The sequence below is a fragment of the Sphingopyxis sp. OPL5 genome (assembly GCF_003797775.2).
Lineage (GTDB): Bacteria > Pseudomonadota > Alphaproteobacteria > Sphingomonadales > Sphingomonadaceae > Sphingopyxis.
This window is the reverse complement of record NZ_CP060725.1, coordinates 4,244,796-4,263,570: the sequence shown is the minus strand read 5'-3', so window position 1 is coordinate 4,263,570 and position 18,775 is coordinate 4,244,796. Positions and strand designations below refer to the sequence as shown.

Genomic DNA, 18,775 nt, shown 5'->3' with positions numbered 1-18,775 from the left:
TGCCGGGTGACCGCTCAAAAGCCTTTCTGGACGATCGGAAAAGAACGGGAAAAGGCTCACGCAGCCAAATTTATCCCCCAAGAAGATCAGCAGGATTTGATTTTTCCTGTCATCGACGCGGCCCTCGATATCAACGATGGCCACGGCAACGAAGGGATGTTCCGCGAACTCGCGCGAACAGCGTTCGTTTCAGGCAAATCTGCGGTTTGGCAGGCAGCTGCTAACTGGTTGCGGAAAGTGGGTGGGCTCAAGCCGACGGTGCTGGATCTGTGGGATGAACTCGGCGCACATTCTGATTGGACGATCAGGTGGCGGGTAGCTTGCGTATTGTATGCCGACATTCCGGAACCGAAATCAGACCTCGTCTTCGGTGTCCTTCGCCACGACAAAAGTGCGAAGGTCCGTAGATATGCCGTAGATCGATATGAAAACAGGCCCGGCCCGGATCGCAATGTAGTTTTCAAAATGTTTGATGCGGGCGACTCATCGTCCCCGGGTTTCAGAAGAGGTTAGAGATGTTCAAGAAAATCCTGATCGCCAACCGCGGTGAAATCGCCTGCCGCGTCATCAAGACCGCACGCCGCATGGGCATCGCCACCGTCGCCGTCTATTCGGACGCCGACGCGCGCGCGCCATTCGTGCAGATGGCCGACGAGGCCGTGCATATCGGCGCGTCGCCGGCGTCCGAATCCTATCTGATCGCCGACAAGATCATCGCCGCGTGCAAGGAAACCGGCGCCGAGGCGGTGCACCCGGGTTACGGCTTCCTGTCCGAGCGCACCAGCTTCGCCGAGGCGCTGGCGAAGGAAGGCATCGCTTTCGTCGGCCCGCCGGTGAACGCGATCGCCGCGATGGGCGACAAGATCGAGTCGAAGAAGCTCGCGCTCGCGGCGGGGGTTAATGTCGTCCCCGGCTTCGTCGGCGAGATCGACGACACCGAACATGCGGTGCGGATCGCGAACGAGATCGGCTATCCGGTGATGATGAAGGCGTCGGCGGGCGGCGGCGGCAAGGGCATGCGCCTCGCCTATGACGAAAAGGACGTCCGCGAAGGGTTTGAGGCGACCAAGCGCGAGGGGCTCAACAGCTTCGGCGACGACCGCGTCTTCATCGAGAAGTTCATCCTCAACCCGCGCCATATCGAGATCCAGATCCTCGGCGACCAGCACGGCAATATCCTCTACCTCAACGAACGCGAATGCAGCATCCAGCGCCGCCATCAGAAGGTGGTCGAGGAAGCGCCGTCGCCCTTCGTCACTGAAAAGATGCGCAAGGCGATGGGCGAACAGTGCGTCGCGCTGGCGCGCGCGGTCGGCTATTACAGCGCCGGCACGGTCGAACTGATCGTGTCTGGCGCCGACCCGACGGGCGAGAGCTTCTACTTCCTCGAAATGAACACAAGGCTCCAGGTCGAGCATCCGGTGACCGAGGCGATCACCGGCATCGACCTGGTCGAGCAGATGATCCGCGTCGCTTACGGAGAAAAGCTCGACCTCAAGCAGGAAGATGTGAAACTCGACGGCTGGGCGATCGAGAATCGCGTCTACGCCGAGGATCCCTATCGCGGCTTCCTGCCCTCGACCGGGCGGCTCGTGCGCTATCGCACCCCGGTTCCGGCGTGGGAAGGCGACGAGCGCGGCGAGGACGGCGTGCGCGTCGATGCAGGGGTCGAGGAAGGCGGCGAGGTGTCGATCTTCTATGACCCGATGATCGCCAAGCTGATCACCTGGGGCAAGACCCGCGACGAGGCGGCCGACCTGCAGGTCGCGGCGCTCGACCGCTTCGAACTCGAAGGGCTCGGCCACAATATCGACTTCCTGTCGGCGATCATGCAGCACCCGCGCTTCCGCTCGGGCGATCTGACCACCGGCTTTATCGCCGAGGAATATCCCGAGGGCTTCCACGGCGCCGACACCGACGCCGATGTGACGCGCGCGCTGGCGGCGATCGCGGGCTTCATGGCCAGCGCCGAGGCCGACCGCGCGCGGCGCACCGACGGCCAGCTCGGCGACCGGCTGAACCCGCCGGCCAAATGGCAGGTGACGATCGACGGCAGCCCGCACAAGGTGAAGGTCGGCGAAAAGCATATCAAGGTCGACGGCGACAAGGTCGATATCGCGCTCGAATATACGCCGGGCGACAAGCTCGTCGTTGCCGACATCGACGACAGCGAACTGGCGGTGAAGGTCGCGAAGACGCGCACCGGCTGGCGCATGACGACGCGCGGGCGCATCCACAATGTCCGCGCCCTGCCCTGGCACATCGCGCCGCTGACCGCGCATATGATCGAAAAGGTGCCGCCCGACCTGTCGAAGTTCCTGATCTGCCCGATGCCCGGCCTGCTCGTCGCGCTGCATGTCGACGAGGGCGACAAGGTCGAAGCCGGCCAGCCGCTCGCGACGGTCGAAGCGATGAAGATGGAGAACATCCTGCGCGCCGAAAAGACCGGCACGGTGAAAACCGTCAACGCGGCGCAGGGCGACAGCCTGGCGGTCGACGCGGTGATTTTGGAGATGGAATAGCGCTCCCGCATTTCGTCATTGCGAGGAGCGAAGCGACGAAGCAATCCAGAGTGGGCGCAAGCCGGTCTGGATTGCTTCGCTTCGCTCGCAATGACGGAATTGGACAATGCACCTGAATCACGACAACCACACGCCCGCCGCCGCCTCGATCACCTTCGACGATTTCCTGAAGGTCGATATCCGCATCGGCACGATCGTCGAGGCCGAACCCTTTCCCGAAGCGCGCAAACCCGCCTTCAAGCTGAAGATCGATTTCGGTCCCGCAATCGGGGTGAAGAAAAGCAGCGCGCAGATCGTCGACCGTTATGCGCTGGACGAATTGGTCGGGCGGCAGGTCGCCGCGGTGGTGAACTTCCCGCCGCGCCAGATCGGCAAGTTCATGTCCGAAGTGCTGACGCTCGGCTTCGCCGATGAGGAAGGCGCGGTGATCCTGTTCGCGCCGGATCGGGTGGTGCCGAACGGGTCGCGATTGTTCTGATCGCGCTACCCGAAATACCGTCATTGCGAGCATAGCGAAGCAATCCAGAGTAGCGTAAACCGCTCTGGATTGCTTCGCTACGCTCGCAATGACGAGCTTTGGGACGCGGGGCAGGGGGAGAAACGATCATGACTTTACCGGTAACCGCCTTTGTGGCCGCCGTCTGCGCGCTGCTTTTGCTCGCGACCGCGATCGACACGGTGCGCCAGCGGCTGCGCGTACAGGCCGCCTTTGGCGATCATGGCGACGCGAAGCTGATCAGCGCGAGCCGCAGCCACGGTAATCTCGCCGAATATGCGCCGATCACAATCATCCTGCTCGGCCTGCTCGAAAGTGCGCGCGCCAATCATATGGCGCTGATGGTCATCGGCGCGATCTTCCTGATCGGCCGCGTCGCGCATATCGCGGGACTTTATGCGAAGATTGAGCCGGGCAAGGCACCGATCCCGCGCCAGATCGGCGTCGTCGCGACCTTTGGGACGTTGCTGGCGCTGGGCGGATGGACCTTGTGGATGCTGGCGACGGTTAAACGCGGCTCAACTTTCCACCAACGCCACCGCCCTTATCCACCCCGCGCTGGCGCGTTCGATCTTCACCGGGAAACAGCTCAGCGTCCAGCCGGTCGGCGGTAGCGCCGCGAGGTTGGTGAGTTTCTCTATCTGGTAATAGGGCTGGATGCGCCCCGCCTTGTGCCCCTCCCAGATGATCTTCGGGTCGCGCGTTTCGGCCCAGCGCCTTGCGGTGTGGCTGAACGGCGCGTCCCAGCTCCACGCGTCGGTGCCGACGACCTGTACGCCGCGTTCGGTCAGGTAGAGCGTCGCTTCCTCGCCCATGCCGCAGCCCTGGTCGGTGAAATTGTCGGTGCCATAGATGGCGCCCGACTGGACGAGCACGATGTCGAAGGGCTGAAGGCTATGCCCGATGCGCGTCAGTTCGGCTTCGACCTCGGCGGCGCTCACGACATGGCCCGCGGGGCGGTCCGAAAAATCGAGCTTCACCCCCGGCCGGAAGAAGAGGTCGAGCGGCGCCTCGTCGATGCTGGGCGCCGGCGTGGCGCCGCGGTCGGTGGTCGAGTGGAAATGCCAGGGCGCGTCCATATGGGTGCCGTTGTGCGTGCTCAATGTCAGGCTCTCGACCGCCCAGCCTTCGCCATCGGGCAGGTCGTCCTGCGTCAGTCCCGGGAAGAACATCGCGATCTGCTGCCACGTGTTTTCGTGGGTCATGTAGGTGATCTGCGGGCGCATCACCGGGGGGTCGGAGACGACGTCGTTGGTGATCGGGATCGAAAGGTCGATGAACTGGGTCATGCGGCGCAGTCTGCCACCGGTTTGACGCTACGCCAAGAAGGCTTGCGCAGCGCTCGCGCCCGACTAGACGTAGCAAACTGTTCGTGTCGAGCGAAGTCGAGACACGTTGGCGTCGCGCATGCCCTCCAGGCATCTCGACTTCGCTCGATGCGAACGGGAAGGGGAAAGGCCCGAGAGGCCAAAGGGAGAGCATATGACCGACGCAGCCGCTGTCGCCAGCCATGGCGCAGCCTATACGCCGACCAAGAAGGATATCCGCATGGTCATCGCCGCCTCGTCGGCGGGGACGATCTTCGAATGGTATGATTTCTTCATATACGGCACGCTCGCGGCGATCATCGGCAAGGCCTTTTTCCCCAGCGACAATGCGACGCTCGAAATCCTGCTGGTCTGGGCGGGATTCGCGGTCGGTTTCGGGTTTCGTCCGCTGGGCGCGGTGCTGTTCGGCTTTCTCGGCGACCGGCTGGGGCGGAAATATACCTTCCTCGTCACCGTCACGCTGATGGGCATCGCGACGGCGGGGGTCGGCATGATCCCGTCGGCGGCGACGATCGGCATCGCGGCGCCGATCATCGTCATTCTGCTGCGCGTGCTGCAGGGGCTCGCGCTCGGCGGCGAATATGGCGGTGCCGCCGTGTATGTGGCCGAACATTCGCCGCCCGAACGGCGCGGCTTCTATACCAGCTTCATCCAGGCGAGCGTCGTCGGCGGCTTCGTGCTCAGCCTGATCGTCGTGCTCGGGTGCAAGGCGCTGATGTCCGATGCGGTGTGGGAAAGCTGGGGGTGGCGCGTGCCGTTCCTGCTGTCGCTGATCCTGCTCGCCATCTCTTTGTGGATGCGGCTCAAGCTGTCCGAAAGCCCGGTGTTCCAGGCGATGAAGGCCGAGGGCGAACTGGCGAAGAACCCGCTCAAGGAAAGCTTCACCTTCCCCGGCAATCCGCGCCGCATCTTCATCGCACTGTTCGGCATCGCCGCCGGCCTGACGGTGATCTGGTACACCGCGATGTTCTCGGGCCTCGCCTTCCTGAAAGGCCCGATGAAGGTGGAGGATACCGCCGCCGAGATCATCGTCGGGTTCGCCGCCGCGCTCGGCATGGGCTTTTTCCTGTGGGCGGGGCATCTCTCCGACCGCATCGGGCGCAAGAAGCCGATCGTCTGGGGTTATGCCGCGACGCTGGTGCTGCTGTTCCCGCTGTTCTGGCTGATGGGCAGCGTCGGCAATCCGGCGCTGACCGCGGCGGCCGAAAAGGCGCCGGTGGTGGTCACCGGATCGCAGTGCAGCTTCGACCCCTTCGCATCGAAACAGGCGACCGCGTGCGGCAAGACGCTCGGCGAACTCACCAAGCTCGGCGTGCCGTACAAAGTGGTCAGCAGCGGCAACACCTTCGACAGCGTCAAGGTTCACATCGGCGGGCGCGAGGTCGCGGGCGAGGACCCGGCGGTACTGAAACCCGCGCTCGAGGCGATGGGCTATGATTTCGAAAAGCAGATCCCCGGCCCGCTCGGCATCGCGGTGATCTTGGTCGCGTTGCTCGGTCTCAGCGCGCTGTCGGGCTTCACCTATGGTCCGGTCGCGGCGCTGCTCTCCGAAATGTTCCCGCCGCACGTCCGCTATTCGTCGCTGTCGATCCCCTATCATCTGGGGACGGGCTATTTTGGCGGTTTCCTGCCGCTGATCGCGAGCTTCATCATCGCCAAGACCGGCGATGCCTATGCCGGGCTGTGGTACACCTGGGGCGTGGTTCTGGTGGCGTTCCTCGTTGCGGCGTTCATGCTCAAGGACCCCGTTGAGGGGCAGTGGGACAAGGTCGCACCGTCACCGGGGCCGGCCGTCTGAACAGCCATTGGCGCTGCCGCCAATCGCGGCTAGGGGCGAGAGGATGATCGACATCGCCTCGCCGCTCCGCCTCCGCCTCGATGCCGGGGCGCTCGTTGCCAACTGGCGCTGGCTGGCCGCGCAAAGCGGTGGCGCGGCGTGCGGCGCCGCGATCAAGGCCAATGGTTATGGGCTGGGCGCGCGCGACGTGATGCGCCATCTGGCGGCTGCGGGGTGCCGCGACTTCTTCGTTGCGACCTGGGCCGAGGCGGCAGCATTGATGCCGTTGCCTGTTGGGGTGTCACTGTCAGTGCTGCACGGGGTCGGGGAGGCCGACATGGTCGCGGCGTGCATGCTGCCGGTGCGCCCGGTGCTGAACAGCGTCGAACAGGTTGCGCGCTGGCGCGCGGCCGGGGACGGGCGGCCGTGCGACGTGATGGTCGATACCGGGATGAGCCGGCTCGGGCTGCGGATCGAAGAAGCGGTCGGCGGCGTGCTCGACGGGCTGGTGATCGAAACCCTGCTCAGCCATCTGGCGTCGGCGGATGAGGACAGCGGCCAGAATGCGCGCCAGCTCGCTGCGTTTCGCGCACTTCGCGATGCGATACCCGCCCGCCGCTACAGCCTGGCGAACAGCGCGGGCATCAGCCTCGGTGCAGATTACGCGTTCGACCTCACGCGCCCCGGCCTCGCGCTCTACGGCGGTACGCCGCGGATCGAGGCGGCTGGCCATATCCGCCAGGTCGTCTTTCCCGAGGCGCGCGTCCTGCAGGTGCGCGACGTGCGCGCGGGCGAGACGGTCGGTTATGGTGCAGCCTGGACCGCGCCGCGTGAGGCCTGCATCGCGGTCGCCAATCTCGGCTATGCCGACGGCTATCTGCGCTGCCACGCGGGCAGCGGCGGTGCGACGTGGAACGGCCATGCCCTGCCGCTCGTGGGGCGGGTGTCGATGGACTTGACCGCCTTCGACGCCGGCGCTGCCGGCGCGATCGGCGAGGGCGACTGGCTGGCGATCGATTACGACCTGCCGGTCACCGCGGCGGCGACCGGCCGGTCGCAATATGAATTGCTGACCGGACTCGGGCGCCGGTTCGAGCGCATCTGGGGCTGAGACCCGCGCGGACGCGCCTTCGCCCGACCGCTTCCTTCGATCGTAGACAAAGAAAAAGGCCGCCCTCCCGAAGGAAGGCGGCCCGTTTCCGTGGCCGGAGCCGACTGGCTTACCAGCTGGCTTTGATGCCGGCGTAGAAGTAGCGGCCGAAGCTGTCGAACGGATCGCCAGCGGCGGTGCCGAGCAGGCCGAGCGGCGGCAGCTTGTCGAACACATTGTCCACACCGATATAGAAGTTGAACTTCTTGTCGATTTCCATGTTGGCGCGGAAGTTGTGGTAGAACACGTCCGGGTAGTTGACTTCCGCGAATGCGTCCGGGTTCGTCGGCGGCAAGGTCACGATCGCACCCGGAGTGCAGGTGCCGCCGCCCAACGGAATGTTGCCGCTGGCCGGGCAAGCGCCTTGGTAGGAGTGCTGCGCCTCATAGGTGCCGATCGTCTGCTTGCCGATGTAACGCACGGACCAGCTGAGATCGAGTTCGCCGAAGTCATAGTTGACGCTGGCGTTCGCGGCCCAGCGCGGATCGCCGAGTTCGCTCATCTGGCGGTTCGGTTCAAGCGGGTTGAGCGGCTGCGTGTAGTTGTCGAGACGAATGAGGTGCGTCGCGATCGCGCGAAGCGAGAAGCGATGACCATTGTCGAACGTCCGACGATACTGGATGTCAAAATCGACACCTTCGGTCTTCTGCGCCGCAAAGTTCACGCCGCCCGAGATGACCGCCGGTTCGATGAAGAAGCCGGCGGCGTTACGCTGCACGGTCGCACAGAACGGGTTGTTGATCCCGGTCGAGCTATCATAGCACAGGTCGATGATCTGCTGCGCGCCCAGCGCCGAGATCAGCCTTTCGACCTTGATCTTGTAATAGTCGACGGTGAAGTTGAAGCCCGGCAGGAAGCTGGGTTCGACGACGACGCCGAGCGTCAGGCTCTTGCCGATTTCGTTCTGCAGGGTGGGGTTGCCGCCCGACAGGTAACCCGTCGTCTGGCTGTTCGCGATCGTGTTGATGAAACCGACCGGAACCCCCGCCGCGGCGCAGTTCGCTACGCGATTCGGACCGTTGTTGATGCGGCTGATGTCGCACGGATCCGCGATCTGCGCGAAGTTTTCGCTGTTCGTCGAGAACAGATCGCTCTGCGTCGGAGTACGAACCGACTTGGCGTAAGCGGCGCGGAAACGGACGTCGGGGATCGGCGCATACAGACCCTGGACGTTATACGCCCACACGGTACCGGCTGCACTGTTGTAATCCGAGACGCGCGCAGCGCCGCTGATCGACAGTTCTTCGGCGAAGGGCATGTTGGCGAGCAGCGGAAGGCTGATTTCGCCGAATGCTTCCTTCACGCTGAGCTTCGCCGGATCGAAAGGCGGGATCGCGTTGAGGAACGTACCGCCGCTGGCGACCAGATCGTCATACGCCGAATAGGCCGTTTCTTCGCGGTACTCGGCGCCGAAAGCGAAACCGATCGGGCCGCCGGGCAGTTCGAACAGCTGCGAAAGGTCGCCCGAGATGCTCGCCGAGGCGACGAATTCTTCGGCGCGTTCCTTGCGGAGCGAATTGACGTTGACGAAAGCCAGGGCTTCGGCGCTGGGTTTGCCTTGGCCGAACAGATTGATCGGCACGCAATCCGGACGGTCATTGGTCGTGATCGCGTCGGCGTTGACGCGGCAGACGATCTGACCGGCGTTGTTGCGGACGGCATCATAGGCGAGCAGGAAACCGTCCAGATTGCCGGCGGTATCATACAGCTTCAGGTTGTTCAGCGACTTCATGCGCGTGTCGAGGCGACCGTAGTTTAGCGAGACTTCATAGTTCCAGTCGTCGTTGAACGTACCTTCGACACCACCGACGATGCGGTAGGTTTCGCGCGTGTGATATTCGCCGCGGCCACCGAAGTCGGTGTTGAAGCGCGAAATCGCGAACGGGGTACCGTCAGGCGTCGCGCCGCAAACACCAAAGCCCGAGAGGGTCTGGAAGGCCTGCGTGGTCAGGAACGGGTTGTCGCAACGCAGTTCCGGAATTGCGTCGAACTGTTCGTCGGTGTTGGCGAAGAAACCCGCCAGCGAACCTTGGAAGAAGCTCGGCTGACCTTCCTGAACGGCGTTCACCCGCACATATTTGGCTTCGACGAAAGGACGGAAGGCGTCGCTGACGTCGTAGTGCGCGAGCAGGTTGATCGCGTAGCGCTTCAGGCCTGCAGCAAGCTGACCGGTGTTGCGCAACGTCGAGCCGGCGCCGCCCTGCTGGTTGCCGGTCGAGCCGATGTCCGAGAAGGAATCGTCAGGGGTGTCGATGAAGATATCGCCGTTCGAGGCGAAGCGGAGGTAACGGCGACGGGCGGCGGCGGTGCCGTCGATCGCGCCGAGGGTGCCACCATCGCTGATCGATGCGTTCTTGATGCCGCACAGGAAGGTGCTGTCGGGAATGCCGTCGCCTGCCTGGGTTTCATCGGTCGTGCGGTCGGTCTGCTGGAACTGGCAGCGGCCCGAATAGGCTCCGGTCAGGCTGTCGCGGTCGGTGAAATACAGCGGGTTGGATTCGGCATATTCGGCCGATACCGCGATGTTGCCGCGACCGTCGGCGAAATTCTTGCCCCAGGTGCCGCTGACGAACAGGTTGCCGCGATCGCCGCGCGACGAAACGCCGCCCTGCGCGCGCAGGTTCATACCTTCGAAGTTGCGCTTGGTGATGAAGTTGACGACGCCGGCGACGGCGTCCGAACCGTAGATCGCCGAGTTGCCGCCGGTCACGATATCGACGCGTTCGAGCAGGTCGACCGGAATGGTGTTGACGTCGACCAGATAGTCGCCCGGCAGCGCGGTGATGTGGCGCTTGCCGTTGACGAGAACCAGCGTGCGCGAAATGCCAAGGCCGCGAAGGTCGAGGATGTTCAGGCCGGCGGTGCCGATGAAGCGGGTCGAGTTGCCCTGGCTGAAGGTCGAGCGCAGCGACGGAAGGTCGTTCAGCGCGTCGCCCAGCGAGACGTCGCCGGTGTCGGTCAGTTCGCCGACGTCGACCGAGGTCAGCGGAACCGACGATTCGAGCGTCGGGCGCGAAATACGCGAGCCGGTGACGACGATGGCGCGGTCGGTATTTTCGTCCGAATCACAGACGCCATTCTCGTTGGCGTCGACGCAATCCGCGGTGCTCTGTGCGAGGACAGGCTGGCTCACGGACATTGCTACTGCAAAAGCAGCAGCACCCATAAGCAGGTGCGACTTGTTCATTTGGTAACTCCCCGGTTGCCCGTTCAAAAATAGAGATGAACGGATTGACAGCTAGAAAGCCGGAAAACGGAAAGCACACAAGCCCTTGGGGAAAAATTTATGACCGCTTCGCCGCATCGGTATGACATTGTGTCATTTTCGCAACAGTGGCCAAGGCTTGTGTCGAAAAACCGTCAAATAATAAGCTTATTGCAGCGCGACATGAAGCGGCTGACCTTGGTGCCTTGGCGCGATAATTATGTCGCGATGACAGTTTCTGTTGAAACTATGTTGCTTTAATGGCAGCGCGGCCGCGGCCCCTGCCTGTCAGGCCTTCTCGTTCGGGAGAGGGCGATCCGGCGGATTAAGACAGTGTCGCGACGGCACTAAAGCGAATCGCCGCCGCCGCGCCGCCTCATGTTGCGATGCATCATAGATTGGTGCTAATGCCCGTAACTCACTATTCAAAAGCCCGGAGCGGCGGGGTCGCCTTTGCCACCGGATCAGGGAGCAGCATCACCATGGCGAAGTCCAAGGCGTCCGCCGATGGCGACACGGTCATCATCAAGAAATATGCGAACCGGCGCCTCTATGACACCGAACGCAGCTGCTATATCACGCTCGAAGATCTCGGCACGATGGTGCGCGACGGCCGCGAATTCCGCGTCCTCGATGCCAAGAGCGGCGACGACATCACGCACAATGTGCTCACGCAAATCATCATGGACGAGGAAACGCGCGGCGAGACGCTGTTGCCGGTCAATTTCCTGCGCCACCTGATCGGCATGTACGGCGACAAGATGCAGTCGATGGTGCCGCAATATCTCGAAGCCTCGATGACCGCGTTCCGCAAGAACCAGCAGGATGTGCGATCGGCGCTCGAAGGGGCGCTCGGCGCCAACCCGCTCGCCGAGCTGACGCGCCGCAACATGGAAATGTTCCAGCAGGCGGCGGGCGCCTTCATTCCGGGCGCGGGGGGCAGCAAGGCCAAGGACGCCGAAATCGCGGCGCTCAAGGCCGAAATCGCCGAACTCAAGGCGGAACTCGCCAACAAGAAATGACAAGAAGGGCTTCTCCCGCCCTCAACGACGGAAAAAACGAATATCATGGTCAAACATGCGCTCAGCGTAACCCGGCAGGCCGACTTCGCGGCCTGGTATCAGGATGTCATTGCCGAAGCCGACCTCGCCGAAGAGTCCGGCGTCCGCGGCTGTATGGTCATCAAGCCGTGGGGCTATGGCATGTGGGAACGCATCCAGACTGTGATGGACGCCCGCATCAAGGATGCCGGGGTCCAGAACTGCTATTTCCCGCTCTTCATCCCGTTGAGCTTCTTTGAAAAGGAAGCCGACCATGTCGATGGTTTTGCCAAGGAAATGGCGGTCGTCACCCACCATCGCCTGATCGCCAACGACAAGGGCAAGCTGGTTCCCGATCCCGAAGCGAAGCTCGAAGAGCCGCTGATCGTCCGCCCGACCTCGGAGACGGTGATCGGCGCGGCGATGAGCCGCTGGGTGCAGAGCTGGCGCGATCTGCCGCTCAAGGTCAACCAATGGGCCAATGTCGTGCGCTGGGAAATGCGCACGCGCATGTTCCTGCGCACCAGCGAATTCCTGTGGCAGGAAGGCCATACCGCGCACGCCGACAAGGCCGACGCGATGGCCGAGACGCTGCGCGCGCTCGAAATGTACCGCGCCTTCGCCGAGGATGTGCTGGCGATGCCGGTCGTCGCGGGCGAAAAACCCGAGAATGAGCGCTTTCCGGGCGCCGTCGCGACCTATTCGATCGAGGCGATGATGCAGGACGGCAAGGCGTTGCAGGCTGGCACCTCGCATTATCTGGGCACCGGTTTCGCCGAAGCCGCGGGCATCCGTTATCAGGACAAGGATGGCGGCCACAGCCTGTGCCACACGACGAGTTGGGGCACGTCGACGCGGATGATCGGCGGGGTCATCATGACGCATGGCGACGACGACGGCCTGCGTTGCCCGCCGCGCATCGCGCCGCATCAGATCGTCATTGTGCCGATGCTGCGCGAGAATGAGGAAGACGCCGCGATCCTCGATTATTGCCGTGGTATCGAGGCGAGCCTCAAGGCGCTCGACGCCTTTCGCGAACCCGTGCGCGTCCATCTCGACGCCGGCGCCAACAAGGCGCAGACCAAGCGCTGGGGCTGGGTCAAGAAGGGCGCGCCGATCATCCTCGAAATCGGCCCGCGCGACGTCGCCGGCGGCAATGTCGCGGTGATCCGCCGCGACCGATTGTACAAGGACGACGGCAAGCTGAACACCGCGTTCGTCGGCAAGGACGAATTCGCCGCCGGCGCGGTCGCGATGCTTGAGGAAATCCAGGCGAACCTCTACGCCGAGGCCAAGGCTCGACTCGACGGCAATATTCGCCGCGATGTCACCGATTTGAAAGCGCATTTTGCCGGCGACGACAAATTTGTCGGCTGGACCGAAGTCCAATGGTCGCGCCCGACCGGCGTCGCGCTCGACAAGATCGTCGAGCAGTTGAAGGCGCTCAAGCTGACGATGCGCAACACCCCGCTCGACGCCGCACCCGCCGACGGCGCCTGCTTCTTCACCGGCGAACCCGCGGTCGAACGCGTGCTGATAGGACGGACCTATTAATTGGCAAAAGCGCAACGGCCCGCGGGGTTGCCCAAGCCCGACCAGATCCTCCGTTTCATCGAAACGAGCAGCGGTCCGGTCGGCAAGCGCGAGATCGCCAAGCATTTCGCGCTGCACGGCGCCGACAAGATCGCGCTGAAGGCGCTGCTCAAGGATATGACCGACGAGGGGCTCGTCGATCTCGCGGCGGGGCGTTCGTTCCACAAGCACGGCGGGCTGCCGCGCGTTACCGTGCTGCGCGTCACCTCGATCGACGGCAGCACCGTCTGGGCCGTCCCCGAACATTGGGAAGCCGCCGGTCCCGCACCGCGGCTGCGCGTGATGGAGCAGGGGCGCAAGGGCGCGCTCGGCGTCGGCGACCGCATCCTCGCGCGCACCGAGGAACGCGGCAGCGGCCATGTCGCGCACCCGATGAAGAAATTGCAGACGGGCGGCGAGACTGTGATCGGCGTTCTCGTCGAGGATATGGGACCCGGCGGCAAGCCGATCCTGTGGCTGCGCCCCGCCGACAAGCGCGCGCGCTACGACTTCGCGGTTGCCGACAAGGGTGATGCCAATGTCGGCGATCTGGTGCGCGCCGAACTGAGCGGCCGCGGACCGGCGATCAAGGCGAAGGTCGTCGAGCGCCTCGGCGATCCGTTCGCGCCGCGCGCGCTGAGCATGATCGCGATCGCGCGCCATGAAATCCCGCATGTCTTCGGCACCGAAACAATCGCCGAAGCCGAGGTCGCCGCGAAACTCCCGCTGACCCCCGACGGGCGCGAGGATCTGCGCGACCTGCCGATCGTCGCGATCGACCCGATCGACGCGCGCGACCATGACGACGCCGTCTGGGCGGCGCCCGACGAGGATGCGACCAACAAGGGCGGCTGGCGCGCGATCGTCGCGATCGCCGATGTCAGCTTCTATGTCCGCCCCGATGGCGCGCTCGACCGCGAGGCGCGGCGGCGTGGCAACAGCGTCTATTTCCCCGATCAGGTTGTGCCGATGCTGCCCGAGACTTTGTCGGCGGGTGTCTGCTCGCTGAAAGCCGGGCAGGACCGCGCCGCGATGGCGTGCCACCTCGTCATCGACAAGCATGGCAAGGTGACGTCATGGCGCTTCACCCGCGCGCTGGTGCGGCTGCGCGCGAACATCGCCTATGAACATGCGCAGGCGGCCTATGATGCCGATACGGCGCGGGACGATTGGGACGCCGAGGTGCTGCCGGGGCTGCGCAATCTCTGGGCCTGCTGGAAATTGCTGGCGACCGCGCGCGCCGCCCGCGCGCCGCTCGACCTCGACCTGCCCGAACGCCAGGTCATCCTCGACGAGAAGGGCGGCATCGCCGAAATCCGCGTCCGCGACCGGCTCGATTCGATGCGGCTGATCGAGGATTATATGATCGCCGCCAACGTCGCTGCGGCGAAGGCGCTCGAGGCGAAGAAATCGCCGGTGATGTACCGCATCCACGAGCCGCCGAGCCGTGAGAAACTCGTCAGCCTCAAGGATTATCTCGAAACCTTCGAACAGAGTTTCGCGCTCGGACAGGTGATCACCCCCGCGGTGTTCAACCGCCTGATCGACGGCTTTTCCGAAGACGACCGGCTGCCCGAAATCATGCAGGCGATCCTGCGCAGCCAGACCCAGGCCTATTATGGTCCCGCCAACGCCGGCCATTTCGGCCTCGCGCTCGGCAGCTACGCGCATTTCACCTCGCCGATCCGGCGTTACGCCGATCTGATCGTCCACCGCGCGCTCGTCGATGGCTATAAGCTCGAAGTGCCGGGCAAGCCCAAGGGCTTGCCCGAGCGCACCGGGCTCGGCGAGGCCGACGCCAAGGGCCTGTCGCGCATCGGGGAGGCGATCAGCGCCCTCGAACGCCGCGCGATGGAGGCCGAGCGCGAAACGATCGACCGCTATGTCGCGGCCTATCTGTCGAGCCGGAAGGGCGAGATCGTCCAGGCGCGGATCACCGGGGTGCAGCCGTTCGGTTTCTTCGCGACCGTCGACGGCCTCGGCGGCGACGGGCTGGTGCCGGTGTCGACATTGGGAGCCGAGCGCTTCTTCTATGACGAGGCGGCGCGCAGCCTCGACAGCGAGCATGGGCGGGTGAGTTTCACCACCGGCCAACGGCTCGATCTGCGGCTGGTCGATGCCAACCCGGTCAGCGGCTCTCTGCGTTTCGAACTGCCCGACGCGCCCGAAGGCGGTTTCCGGGGCCGCCCGCCGCGCCGCGACGGGTTGAAGGACAAGGCGGGCAAACACAGCGTCGGCAAGCGCGGGCGCCCGGCGAATATCAAGCATAAGGGGCGGCGGCGCTAAACCGCATCTCGTCATTGCGAGGAACCGAAGGCGACGCGGCAATCCAGAGTGGCGGTAACCGCCCTGGATTGTTTCGCTTCGCTCGCAATGACGAGGTTCAAGATTTCCCCGCCAACCTTGCCAACAACGCCGCACTCGCCGCATCCGCCGGGAAAAACGCCTCGATCGCCAGCTCCGACAGCGTGATATCGACCGGCGTCCCGAAGATCGTCACGGTCGATACGAACGCTATCCGCCCCGCGATGGTGTCGAGGATCAGCGGTACCGCGATGCCGCTCACCGGGCCGCCGTCATTGTCGTTCGCCTGCCGGTCATAACCCGCCAGTTCCTCGCGCAGTGCGATCAGCCCCGCGTCGGCGCTCGCCTCGATCTGCAAGTCGATCCGGTGCAGGATATGCGCGCGCCACGCGCCGAAATTGACGATCTGCGGCGCCAGCCCGTCGGGGTGCAGCGCGATCCGCAGCACGTTGACCGGCGGGACGAGCAGGGCGGGGGCTACTTGCTCGATCAGGATCGCGATCGCATCATTCGCCGCGACCATGTTCCAGTGGCGGTCGACCGCGAGCGCCGGATAGGGCTCGTGCCCCTTCAATACATGCTCGACGATCGCGCGCATCCCCGCCATTTCGGCGCTGTCGAGCGCGCGTTCCTGATAATCGGGCGCGTAACCCGCCGCGAGCAGCATGGCGTTGCGCGCGCGGTGCGGGACTTCGAGGCAATCGGCGATCCGCGCCAGCATCGCGGCGCTCGGTTTCGACCGCCCGGTCTCGATAAAGCTCAGGTGGCGGGTCGAAATCTCGCTGTCGAGCGCGAGGTCCATCTGGCTCATCCGGCGCCGCGTACGCCATTCGCGCAATTGCTCGCCCAGCGGTGCAACCTGCATTGACCTTCTCCTTCGCTGCGGGAGCTATACCTCCATCTTCCTCTTTTCCATTACCTCGGGCGTAATCGACTGGCGTTGTTTCGCGGCATAATTGGGCCCAGTTCGAAAGGAGAACCCGTCATGTCCTATTTCAATCTCAAGAATGTCCTGATCATCGACGCCATCACCTGCACGGGGCTGTTCGTGCTGGGCGTCTTTGCGACCGCGACGGTTGCGGCACTTCTCGGCCTCCCCTCCGAAGTCGTGACCGTCGCGGGATGGATCGGGCTGCCGAGCGCCCTGCTGATGCTGTTCGTCGCCACGCAGAAGGCGCCGAGCAAGGGGCTCGCGAACCTGATCGCGGTCGGCAATATCGGCTGGGTCGCCGCGAGCTTCGGCGTCCTCGCGGTGTTCGCCGGCCAGATGACATGGATCGGCATCGCGGTCGTCGTGGTGCAGGCGCTGGTCGTGCTCGATCTGGCTTTCTTCGAAGCGAAGGGCGCCGCCGCCCTGCCGCGCCTTGCGACCGCCTAGCTCAACGCATCGAGCCGGCTGATATCGATCCCGCCGGGCACCAGCATCACCGGACAGGGGAGCGTTCCCGCATCCTGTCCGGTGAAATGCGCAACCAGCGGCCCCGGCGCGCCGCTCGCCGCCGTCGCCAGCACCAGCGCAGCGACCTCGTCATTCTCGGCGATCACCTGGCACACGACCTCGGCGGGTTTGCCCGACTTGACCATGATCTGCGGCGTGACATTGGCTTCCTGCGCGACCGTGTCGGCCGCCGCCGCCACCAGCGCTTCGGCATGTTCGCGCGCCTCGGCCTCGATCGTCGCCTGCACCCCGCCGAACGCGACGAAGTCCTGTGGCGGGATGATCGCCAGCACCATCACGCCGCCGCCGGTGCGCGCCGCGCGGCGCGCCGCGAAGCGCAGCGCGAGGCTGGCCTCGGGACTGTCGTCGATCACCACCAGATAAGTCCGCATCGCCCCGACCCCCGCTATGCTTTTTATGAGGGGAGAGTGCGTCACATTCGTATGAAAGGCAAGTTTGACCCGATGGACCTTGACCCCGGCTCCGCTTATGGAGAGGTACAGGCCGTAACGGCAGGGGCAACCTGCCAGACTGACAGGGAACATGCCTCACCATGCCGATCGAACTCAAAATGCCCGCGCTCTCGCCGACGATGGAGGAGGGCACGCTCGCCAAATGGCTGGTCAAGGAGGGCGATACGGTTAAGTCGGGCGACCTGCTCGCCGAGATCGAGACCGACAAGGCGACGATGGAATATGAGGCGATCGACGATGGCGTAATCGCGCAGATATTGGTCGCCGAGGGCACCGACAATGTGAAGGTCGGCACCGTGATCGCGACGATCACCGGCGAAGGCGAGGATGCGGGGAGCGCCAAGGCGGCGCCCGCCGCTGCGACGCCTGCTCCCGAGGCGAAGGCTGAGCCTGCTCCGGCACCCGCCGCTACCCCCGCAGCGGCGCCCGCACCCGCACCGACCCCTGCTGCGGCGTCCGCCGCATCGGGCGACCGCATCAAGGCGAGCCCGCTCGCCAAGCGCCTCGCCGCCGAGCGCGGCATCGACCTGTCGACCATCACCGGCACCGGCCCCGGCGGCCGCATCGTCAAGGACGACCTCGACGGCGCCCCCGCCGGCGCCGCGGCTGTTCCCGCCGCGGCTCCGGTCGCTGCGGCCCCGTCGGCGGCGCCCGCTGCCGCCGCACCCGCCCCTGCCGCGCACGGCGAAATCCCCGATTTCGGCATCCCGCACGAGGACAGCAAGCTGTCGGGCATGCGCAAGACGATCGCGCGCCGCCTGACGGAATCGATGCAGCAATCGCCGCACATCTACCTGACGGTAGATATCCGCCTCGACGCGCTGCTCAAGCTGCGCGGTGAACTCAACGCCAGCCTCGAAGGCCGCGGGGTGAAGCTCAGCGTCAACGACATGCTGATCAAGGCGCTCGCGGTCGCGCTCGAACGCGTCCCGGCGTGCAACGTCAGCTTCGGCGGCGATGTGATGCGCCAGTACAGCCGTGCCGACATTTCGGTCGCGGTCAGCATCCCCGGCGGGCTGATCACCCCGATCATCACCGACGCCGGCGGCAAGTCGATGTCGAAAATCTCGACCGAAATGTCCGAGCTCGCCGCGAAGGCCAAGGAGGGCAAGCTCCAGCCCAGCGAATATCAGGGCGGCACCGCCAGCATCTCGAACATGGGGATGATGGGGATCAAGCAGTTCACCGCCGTCATCAACCCGCCGCAGGGTATGATCATGGCGATCGGCGCGGGCGAGAAGCGCCCCTATGTCGTCGACGACGCCCTCGCGATCGCGACCGTCATGTCGGCGACCGGCAGCTTCGACCACCGCGCGATCGATGGCGCGGATGGCGCGCTGTTGATGAAGACTTTCAAGGAACTAGTGGAGAACCCGCTGGGGCTGGTGGCGTAAAATGCCCGCAAGGGGCCAAAGCCCCTCTCCCCTTGCGGGAGAGGGGTTGGGGAGAGGGGTCCGCGCCGCGTCTGCG

At 64.6% G+C, this 18,775-nt stretch carries 15 protein-coding genes; 11 read left to right on the top strand and 4 right to left on the bottom strand.

The features are described from left to right. Positions 1 to 6 precede the first annotated feature (6 nt). From EEB18_RS20495 to EEB18_RS20480, 4 genes are all read left to right on the top strand, one after another. Positions 7 to 513 carry a hypothetical protein gene (locus EEB18_RS20495; protein WP_187139849.1) on the top strand — a complete coding sequence of 169 codons (507 nt, stop codon included), beginning with the start codon at positions 7 to 9 and terminating at the stop codon, positions 511 to 513. 2 nt (positions 514 to 515) lie between these two features. Beyond that, positions 516 to 2,522 (top strand): acetyl/propionyl/methylcrotonyl-CoA carboxylase subunit alpha, encoded by a 2,007-nt coding sequence (locus EEB18_RS20490; RefSeq protein WP_187139850.1) that lies wholly within the window; start codon positions 516 to 518, stop codon positions 2,520 to 2,522. Between the two features lie 106 nt (positions 2,523 to 2,628). Next, on the top strand, positions 2,629 to 3,000 hold the full coding sequence (locus tag EEB18_RS20485) for a tRNA-binding protein (protein ID WP_187139851.1): 372 nt from the start codon (positions 2,629 to 2,631) through the stop codon (positions 2,998 to 3,000). A 128-nt stretch (positions 3,001 to 3,128) separates the two neighbouring features. Continuing rightward, positions 3,129 to 3,632, top strand: a complete 504-nt coding sequence (locus EEB18_RS20480) for an MAPEG family protein (RefSeq protein WP_187139852.1) — start codon at positions 3,129 to 3,131, stop codon at positions 3,630 to 3,632. Here EEB18_RS20480 and EEB18_RS20475 read toward each other — a convergent pair. Continuing rightward, entirely contained in the window at positions 3,537 to 4,307 is a 771-nt protein-coding gene (locus EEB18_RS20475; protein WP_187139853.1) for a cyclase family protein, read from the bottom strand. The genes EEB18_RS20480 and EEB18_RS20475 overlap by 96 nt on opposite strands. Positions 4,308 to 4,500: 193 nt before the next feature. On the opposite strand from EEB18_RS20475, the gene EEB18_RS20470 reads away from it, so the two are divergent. After that, on the top strand, positions 4,501 to 6,144 hold the full coding sequence (locus EEB18_RS20470; RefSeq protein ID WP_187139854.1) for an MFS transporter: 1,644 nt from the start codon (positions 4,501 to 4,503) through the stop codon (positions 6,142 to 6,144). A gap of 43 nt (positions 6,145 to 6,187) precedes the next feature. Continuing rightward, positions 6,188 to 7,234 carry an alanine racemase gene (gene alr, locus EEB18_RS20465; protein ID WP_187139855.1) on the top strand — a complete coding sequence of 349 codons (1,047 nt, stop codon included), beginning with the start codon at positions 6,188 to 6,190 and terminating at the stop codon, positions 7,232 to 7,234. Between the two features lie 109 nt (positions 7,235 to 7,343). Here the strand turns inward: alr and EEB18_RS20460 are convergent, their stop codons facing one another. Next, positions 7,344 to 10,412: a TonB-dependent receptor domain-containing protein gene (locus tag EEB18_RS20460; protein WP_187139856.1), complete on the bottom strand. Its 3,069-nt coding sequence runs from the start codon at positions 10,410 to 10,412 to the stop codon at positions 7,344 to 7,346. Positions 10,413 to 10,960: 548 nt separating this feature from the next. Here EEB18_RS20460 and phaR point away from each other — a divergent pair. From phaR to EEB18_RS20445, 3 genes are read left to right on the top strand one after another with little or no spacing between them, the layout of a single operon-like run. Continuing rightward, positions 10,961 to 11,500 carry a polyhydroxyalkanoate synthesis repressor PhaR gene (gene phaR, locus EEB18_RS20455; protein ID WP_056347676.1) on the top strand — a complete coding sequence of 180 codons (540 nt, stop codon included), beginning with the start codon at positions 10,961 to 10,963 and terminating at the stop codon, positions 11,498 to 11,500. Positions 11,501 to 11,545: 45 nt separating this feature from the next. Further along, complete coding sequence (proS, locus tag EEB18_RS20450) at positions 11,546 to 13,072, top strand: proline--tRNA ligase (protein WP_187139857.1); 1,527 nt, start codon at positions 11,546 to 11,548, stop codon at positions 13,070 to 13,072. Continuing rightward, positions 13,073 to 15,376 (top strand): ribonuclease R family protein, encoded by a 2,304-nt coding sequence (locus tag EEB18_RS20445; RefSeq protein WP_187139858.1) that lies wholly within the window; start codon positions 13,073 to 13,075, stop codon positions 15,374 to 15,376. It begins immediately after the preceding gene. Between the two features lie 97 nt (positions 15,377 to 15,473). Here the strand turns inward: EEB18_RS20445 and EEB18_RS20440 are convergent, their stop codons facing one another. Next, entirely contained in the window at positions 15,474 to 16,259 is a 786-nt protein-coding gene (locus EEB18_RS20440; protein ID WP_187139859.1) for a helix-turn-helix domain-containing protein, read from the bottom strand. Between the two features lie 120 nt (positions 16,260 to 16,379). Here EEB18_RS20440 and EEB18_RS20435 point away from each other — a divergent pair, with 120 nt between their 5' ends. Then, positions 16,380 to 16,772: a hypothetical protein gene (locus EEB18_RS20435; protein WP_187139860.1), complete on the top strand. Its 393-nt coding sequence runs from the start codon at positions 16,380 to 16,382 to the stop codon at positions 16,770 to 16,772. On the opposite strand, the gene EEB18_RS20430 is transcribed toward EEB18_RS20435, so the two are convergent. Then, positions 16,769 to 17,224 (bottom strand): universal stress protein, encoded by a 456-nt coding sequence (locus tag EEB18_RS20430; protein WP_056347666.1) that lies wholly within the window; start codon positions 17,222 to 17,224, stop codon positions 16,769 to 16,771. The genes EEB18_RS20435 and EEB18_RS20430 overlap by 4 nt on opposite strands. A 161-nt stretch (positions 17,225 to 17,385) precedes the next feature. On the opposite strand from EEB18_RS20430, the gene EEB18_RS20425 reads away from it, so the two are divergent. Further along, positions 17,386 to 18,699: a pyruvate dehydrogenase complex dihydrolipoamide acetyltransferase gene (locus EEB18_RS20425; protein WP_187139861.1), complete on the top strand. Its 1,314-nt coding sequence runs from the start codon at positions 17,386 to 17,388 to the stop codon at positions 18,697 to 18,699. The last annotated feature ends 76 nt before the right edge of the window (positions 18,700 to 18,775 follow it).

Coding starts and splice junctions, on each gene's coding strand:
- EEB18_RS20425 (WP_187139861.1), top strand. CDS start 17,386: ATGCCGATCGAACTCAAAATGCCCGCGCTCTCGCCGACGATGGAGGAG.
- EEB18_RS20430 (WP_056347666.1), bottom strand. CDS start 17,224: ATGCGGACTTATCTGGTGGTGATCGACGACAGTCCCGAGGCCAGCCTC.
- EEB18_RS20460 (WP_187139856.1), bottom strand. CDS start 10,412: ATGTCCGTGAGCCAGCCTGTCCTCGCACAGAGCACCGCGGATTGCGTC.
- EEB18_RS20490 (WP_187139850.1), top strand. CDS start 516: ATGTTCAAGAAAATCCTGATCGCCAACCGCGGTGAAATCGCCTGCCGC.
- EEB18_RS20485 (WP_187139851.1), top strand. CDS start 2,629: ATGCACCTGAATCACGACAACCACACGCCCGCCGCCGCCTCGATCACC.
- phaR (WP_056347676.1), top strand. CDS start 10,961: ATGGCGAAGTCCAAGGCGTCCGCCGATGGCGACACGGTCATCATCAAG.
- EEB18_RS20480 (WP_187139852.1), top strand. CDS start 3,129: ATGACTTTACCGGTAACCGCCTTTGTGGCCGCCGTCTGCGCGCTGCTT.
- EEB18_RS20475 (WP_187139853.1), bottom strand. CDS start 4,307: ATGACCCAGTTCATCGACCTTTCGATCCCGATCACCAACGACGTCGTC.
- proS (WP_187139857.1), top strand. CDS start 11,546: ATGGTCAAACATGCGCTCAGCGTAACCCGGCAGGCCGACTTCGCGGCC.
- EEB18_RS20440 (WP_187139859.1), bottom strand. CDS start 16,259: ATGCAGGTTGCACCGCTGGGCGAGCAATTGCGCGAATGGCGTACGCGG.
- EEB18_RS20470 (WP_187139854.1), top strand. CDS start 4,501: ATGACCGACGCAGCCGCTGTCGCCAGCCATGGCGCAGCCTATACGCCG.
- alr (WP_187139855.1), top strand. CDS start 6,188: ATGATCGACATCGCCTCGCCGCTCCGCCTCCGCCTCGATGCCGGGGCG.
- EEB18_RS20435 (WP_187139860.1), top strand. CDS start 16,380: ATGTCCTATTTCAATCTCAAGAATGTCCTGATCATCGACGCCATCACC.